The sequence below is a fragment of the Escherichia sp. 94.0001 genome (genome assembly GCF_013369155.2).
Taxonomy (GTDB): Bacteria; Pseudomonadota; Gammaproteobacteria; order Enterobacterales; family Enterobacteriaceae; genus Escherichia; species Escherichia coli_F.
Window position 1 is genome coordinate 1 of record NZ_JABWMS020000127.1, and the last position, 4,031, is coordinate 4,031.

The following is a 4,031-nucleotide window of genomic DNA, read 5'->3' on the forward strand; positions in this document are numbered from 1 at the left end:
AGATAAAGATGTCATTTTAAATGAAGTATTGTCTATTATTGAACATGTATGGTTAACAGAAGACTGGCTCCTGGAAAGCCCTTCTCGGGTATCGATTGTCGAAGATAAACATGTTTATTATTTCCACCTATTGAAAGACTTTTTTGCATCATTACCTGACGCTTGTTTTATTGATAGGGAACAGAGAGATAATGCATTATTAATGATTGGTAAAGTAATTGATTATAAGGAGGATGTTATTTGATATTGATTTTTTAATTGTTTTTGGTCTTGCTAAGAAAGATTATTAAGAGGTATATACATGGATACATCAACTGCAACATCAGTTGCCAGTGCGAACGCGAGTACTTCGACATCGACAGTCTATGACTTAGGCAGCATGTCGAAAGACGAAGTAGTTCAGCTATTTAATGAAGTCGGTGTTTTTCAGGCTGCGCTTCTCATGTTTGCCTATATGTATCAGGCACAAAGCGATCTGTCGATTGCAAAGTTTGCTGATATGAATGAGGCATCTAAGGAGTCAACCACTGCCCAAAAAATGGCTAATCTTGTGGATGCTAAAATTGCTGAGGTTCAGAGCAGTTCTAACAAGGATGCGAAAGCCAAACTTCCTCAAGAAGTGATCGACTATATAAAAGATCCTCGTAATGGCATTACGGTCAGTGATGTAAAAGACATTACTGTTGAATTAGGCGCTGGTGATTTGCAAACGGTGAAGGCAGCTATTTCGGCCAAATCGAATAACTTGACCACGGTAGTGAATAATAGCCAGCTTGAAATACAGCAAATGTCAAATACGTTAAACTTATTAACGAGTGCACGTGCTGATATTCAGTCACTGCAATACAGAACTATTTCAGCAATATCCCTTGGTAAATAACCGGAGATAACTATGCTCAATGTAAATAGCGATATCCAGTCGATGAGGTCTGGGGCCAGCGCTGCTACGGCTACTTCAGGTATTAATCAGCCTGAAGTGACTTCCGCGCTGGATTTACAACTGGTTAAATCCACGGCCCCATCAGCAAGTTGGACAGAAAGTACCGCTTTACCAACGCCACCGGCAGGCCACTCATTAGTGACGCCCTCTGCTGCTGAGGATGTCCTGAGTAAACTGTTTGGTGGTATTAGTGGTGAAGTTAGGAGTCGAACAGAGGGAACCGAACCACAGCGCAGCACTCAGAATGCAAGCTCTGGCTATCCTTATCTTTCTCAGGTGAATAACGTTGACCCTCAGGCCATGATGATGATGGTCACCCTGTTATCCCTGGATGCTTCAGCGCAGAAAGTTGCGAGTATGAAAAACTCCAACGAGATCTACACGGATGGGCAAAATAAGGCGCTGGATAATAAAACGCTGGAGTTTAAAAAGCAGCTCGAAGAACAACAGAAAGCCGAAGAGAAAGCACAAAAAAGTAAAATTGTTGGTCAGGTCTTTGGTTGGTTGGGCGTCGCGGTAACTGCTATTGCAGCTATTTTTAACCCGGCACTCTGGGCTGTTGTTGCCGTTAGCGCAACAGCAATGGCACTGCAAACTGCAGTTGATGTAATGGGCGATAAGGCCCCGCAGGCGTTAAAGACAGCAGCGCAAGTCTTTGGCGGAGTATCTATTGCTGCAAGTATTCTGACAGCCGGCATTGGCGGGGTGTCTTCACTTATGTCTAAAGTTGGCGATGTCGCTAACAAAGTTGGTTCAAACATCGTGAAAACAGTTACTAAACTGGCCGATGTATTTGTTGAGAACGTTGTTTCAAAAGTTGCGGCAACGGCAAATGGATTTACGACCTCTGCACGTTCTATTGGGACAACTGTGCTGAATAATGATTCTGCGCAATACAGCATATTGGCTCAGTTATCTGCTTACGCGGTGCAAAACTTAACTCGACAGAGTGAAAACCTGGGTGAGAGTGCGAAGGTTGAGCTGGATAAAGCTGCAGCCGAGTTGCGAAACCAGGCAAGCTATTTACAAAATGCTTCTCAGTTAATATCCGACTCAGCACGAGTAAATAGCCGTATTGTTAGTGGTCGAGTTTAATTATTAAAGAGAATTTAATTATGAATACTATTGATTATACTAATCAAGTAATGACGGTTAATTCTGTTTCGGAGAATACTACCGGCTCTAATGCAATTACCGCATCTGCTATTAATTCATCTTTGCTTACCGATGGTAAGGTCGATGTTTCTAAACTGATGCTGGAAATTCAAAAACTCCTGGGCAAGATGGTGCGTATATTGCAGGATTACCAACAGCAACAGTTGTCGCAGAGCTATCAGATCCAACTGGCCGTTTTTGAGAGCCAGAATAAAGCCATTGATGAAAAAAAGGCCGCTGCAACAGCCGCTCTGGTTGGTGGGGCTATTTCATCAGTATTGGGGATCTTAGGCTCTTTTGCAGCAATTAACAGTGCTACGAAAGGCGCGAGTGATATTGCTCAACAAACCGCCTCTACATCTTCTAAGGCTATTGATGCGGCTTCTGATACTGCGACTAAAACGTTGACTAAGGCAACGGAAAGCGTTGCTGATGCTGTTGAAGATGCATCCAGCGTGATGCAGCAAGCGATGACTACAGCAACGAGAGCGGCCAGCCGTACATCTGACGTTGCAGATGACATTGCCGATTCTGCTCAGAGAGCTTCTCAGCTGGCTGAAAACGCTGCAGATGCCGCTCAGAAGGCAAGTCGGGCAAGCCGCTTTATGGCTGCAGTAGATAAGATTACTGGCTCTACACCATTTATTGCCGTTACCAGTCTTGCCGAAGGCACGAAGACATTGCCAACAACGGTATCTGAATCAGTCAAATCTAACCATGAGATTAGCGAACAGCGTTATAAGTCTGTGGAGAACTTCCAGCAGGGTAATTTGGATCTGTATAAGCAAGAAGTTCGCAGAGCGCAGGATGATATCGCTAGCCGTCTGCGTGATATGACAACAGCCGCTCGCGATCTCACTGATCTTCAGAATCGTATGGGTCAATCGGTTCGCTTAGCTGGGTAATTGATCATGGTCGATACGTTTAATGATGAAGTGCTTAATCACTATCTTGAACAAAAAGGGTACACAATACAGAAGGAGTTTCTTTGTGGCAGTGCCTTTTTTATCGGATGGCGGATTGAGACCTCTTTTTTCTCATTAGCGTACAGACTTGATGAACAAGAACTGATTTTGTGCTCTTTTGAAGCACGTAACCAAACAGGGCTTAACGGCCCTGTTTTATCACTGACTCGCTTGCTCGAAGAGTTGTACCACCATTTTTCGGGTATTAAGAAAATCAGTGCGATGAAATCTAAGATTGGTTCAGATTCAGAACGTCAAAAGCGCGAAGAGTTGTTTAATTACTTCATCAGAAAGGGCGCTGTGCAGCAAGAAACAGAAGACGGAATTTGGTTCGTAATGAATGTAAATAGTTAGAAATTTTTATTTCTATTAACTATTGAGGAAAATTTAATGAATTTATCTGAAATTACTCAACAAATGGGTGAAGTAGGTAAAACGCTGAGTGATTCTGTGCCAGAGTTACTTAATAGCACCGATTTGGTTAATGACCCTGAAAAAATGTTAGAGCTGCAGTTCGCGGTTCAGCAATATTCTGCTTATGTTAACGTAGAAAGTGGAATGCTGAAAACGATAAAAGATTTGGTCTCAACCATTTCCAACCGTAGCTTTTAATTTTTATGGTTAATGATGTTTCTGCCAACAAGATACTGGTGTGGGCGGCTGTAGCTGCGGCAAATCATAAGCTTCCCAAATATGCAGAATCTATCCTGAATGTATTGCCGCAAATTATACCCGATAAAAAAGATATCGCACATTTAGAATTTATTATTTTATATGGATTAAATAGAAAAAATGATGCGGTAAAGGCTCTGGAGGACTTTATGGATGATGAGACAAGCCAGTTGTTATGCAGTCTGGTCCACGAGAATAATAGAAGCTGGACACTAATGTTTTAATCTCATATTGAGTTTAAACAATTGATAAATTTCATTTTGGTATGCTATAAATTTTAACAGAGATATTTATAATAC

At 42.1% G+C, this 4,031-nt stretch carries 7 protein-coding genes; all 7 read left to right on the forward strand.

The window, feature by feature from the left end:
- A partial coding sequence (locus HEN33_RS24305; RefSeq protein ID WP_096889890.1) for a TyeA family type III secretion system gatekeeper subunit occupies nt 1-244 on the forward strand: 244 nt, incomplete at its 5' end.
- Nucleotides 245-301: 57 nt separating this feature from the next.
- Nucleotides 302-880 (forward strand): type III secretion system LEE translocon filament protein EspA, encoded by a 579-nt coding sequence (gene espA, locus HEN33_RS24310; RefSeq protein WP_000381552.1) that lies wholly within the window; start codon nt 302-304, stop codon nt 878-880.
- Between the two features lie 12 nt (nt 881-892).
- Entirely contained in the window at nt 893-2,035 is a 1,143-nt protein-coding gene (locus HEN33_RS24315) for a type III secretion system translocon subunit SctE (protein WP_000935767.1), read from the forward strand.
- 20 nt (nt 2,036-2,055) lie between these two features.
- Entirely contained in the window at nt 2,056-3,000 is a 945-nt protein-coding gene (gene espB / locus HEN33_RS24320; protein ID WP_001092013.1) for a type III secretion system LEE translocon pore-forming subunit EspB, read from the forward strand.
- Nucleotides 3,001-3,006: 6 nt separating this feature from the next.
- A complete protein-coding gene (gene cesD2, locus HEN33_RS24325; protein WP_000228587.1) occupies nt 3,007-3,414 on the forward strand; it encodes an LcrR family type III secretion system chaperone CesD2 in 408 nt (135 codons plus the stop codon).
- A gap of 36 nt (nt 3,415-3,450) precedes the next feature.
- Entirely contained in the window at nt 3,451-3,672 is a 222-nt protein-coding gene (escF, locus tag HEN33_RS24330) for a type III secretion system LEE needle filament protein EscF (RefSeq protein WP_001053840.1), read from the forward strand.
- A 5-nt stretch (nt 3,673-3,677) separates the two neighbouring features.
- The gene (locus HEN33_RS24335; protein WP_000245867.1) at nt 3,678-3,956 is read left to right on the forward strand and encodes an EscG/YscG/SsaH family type III secretion system needle protein co-chaperone; all 279 of its coding nucleotides are present in this window, start codon (nt 3,678-3,680) and stop codon (nt 3,954-3,956) included.
- The last annotated feature ends 75 nt before the right edge of the window (nt 3,957-4,031 follow it).

Excerpts from the sequence above, each read along its gene's own strand:
- espA (WP_000381552.1), top strand. The coding sequence starts at position 302 with ATGGATACATCAACTGCAACATCAGTTGCCAGTGCGAACGCGAGTACT.
- HEN33_RS24315 (WP_000935767.1), top strand. The coding sequence starts at position 893 with ATGCTCAATGTAAATAGCGATATCCAGTCGATGAGGTCTGGGGCCAGC.
- espB (WP_001092013.1), top strand. The coding sequence starts at position 2,056 with ATGAATACTATTGATTATACTAATCAAGTAATGACGGTTAATTCTGTT.
- cesD2 (WP_000228587.1), top strand. The coding sequence starts at position 3,007 with ATGGTCGATACGTTTAATGATGAAGTGCTTAATCACTATCTTGAACAA.
- escF (WP_001053840.1), top strand. The coding sequence starts at position 3,451 with ATGAATTTATCTGAAATTACTCAACAAATGGGTGAAGTAGGTAAAACG.
- HEN33_RS24335 (WP_000245867.1), top strand. The coding sequence starts at position 3,678 with ATGGTTAATGATGTTTCTGCCAACAAGATACTGGTGTGGGCGGCTGTA.